Source organism: Tsukamurella conjunctivitidis (genome assembly GCF_007858475.1).
Taxonomy (GTDB): domain Bacteria; phylum Actinomycetota; class Actinomycetes; order Mycobacteriales; family Mycobacteriaceae; genus Tsukamurella; species Tsukamurella conjunctivitidis.
The window spans coordinates 1-1,010 of record NZ_VIGX01000050.1 but is presented as its reverse complement, the minus strand read 5'-3'; the positions used below and the strand labels follow the sequence as shown (position 1 = coordinate 1,010).

The window sequence follows — 1,010 nt, the reverse complement described above, 5'->3', positions numbered from 1 at the left end:
AGCGAGCTCAAAGAGACTCTGCGCAAGGGAGAGAACGCGCCGAGAGAGCGGGCCTCGAAAAACGAGAAGGAGGGGTAGCAATGCGACGCACAGCAATAGTGGGGGCGGCCGCTGCTACGGCAGTTCTCGTGCTGGCTGGCTGCGCTGGCCAGCACGAGGCGCCTGCGCCGTCCCCCTCTGCTTTCAGCAGTACCCCGAGCTTCCCAGACCCCGGCCAGTTCTCCACGCCGCCAAGTGGCGTTGTGGATGAGGACACCGAGGAGACGATCGCCCCTGGTCCGGCACCCATATGGGATGCCGACTCGCGGGCATCCGCAATCGACGCCGCCGAGACTGCTATGACGGCCTTCGCTCGACCTGATCTGGACTATGACGCCTGGTGGAGTGTGGTTGCACCTCTGCTGACCGCTCAGGCGCAGCAGGACTACGCCTACGTCGATCCGGTAAGCATCCCCGTGAAGCAGGTCACCGGGGCTGGGAAGGTTACCGACGAGGAGAGTGCCTACGTGGGACATGTCGAGGTGCCCACTGACGTCGGCACCTACACCGTGGTCGTCATTCGCGCTGACGGGGCCTCACCCTGGCTTGTCAGCCGATTCACGCCGCCGGAGGGAGTGCGCTAACCATGTCGTCTGACCGCAAAACGGGAGCCGCCGGAGCAATAGCTCTGGTACCGGCACTTGTGCTCGGAGCGCTGTTCAGCATCTTGCTCCTAGGCGGATCAGACGACGCAGCCTCCTGCAATCCTGAATCGGGTTCGACGTCGAGCGTCAGCATCGACCCGAACACCGTGCCTGACACAACGGTCTCCGGCTATGGCCACGATCAGCTCGTCAACGCCGCGCACATCATCCAAGCGGGGAAAGACCTTGAACTTGGAGTACGTGACCAGACGATCGGCATCATGACGGCGATGGGCGAGTCGAGCTTGACTGTCATCGACTACGGCGATGCCGCGGGTCCCGACTCTCGTGGCCTGTTCCAGCAGCGCGACAACGGCGCATGGGGCA

Annotated in this window: 2 protein-coding genes; both read left to right on the top strand. The window is 63.7% G+C overall.

The window, feature by feature from the left end:
- The first annotated feature begins 242 nt into the window (after nucleotides 1-242).
- Nucleotides 243-623 (top strand): hypothetical protein, encoded by a 381-nt coding sequence (locus FK530_RS24270; protein ID WP_205124246.1) that lies wholly within the window; start codon nucleotides 243-245, stop codon nucleotides 621-623.
- 2 nt (nucleotides 624-625) lie between these two features.
- Nucleotides 626-1,010 (top strand): hypothetical protein (locus FK530_RS24265; protein WP_205124245.1); only part of this gene is annotated, 385 nt, incomplete at its 3' end.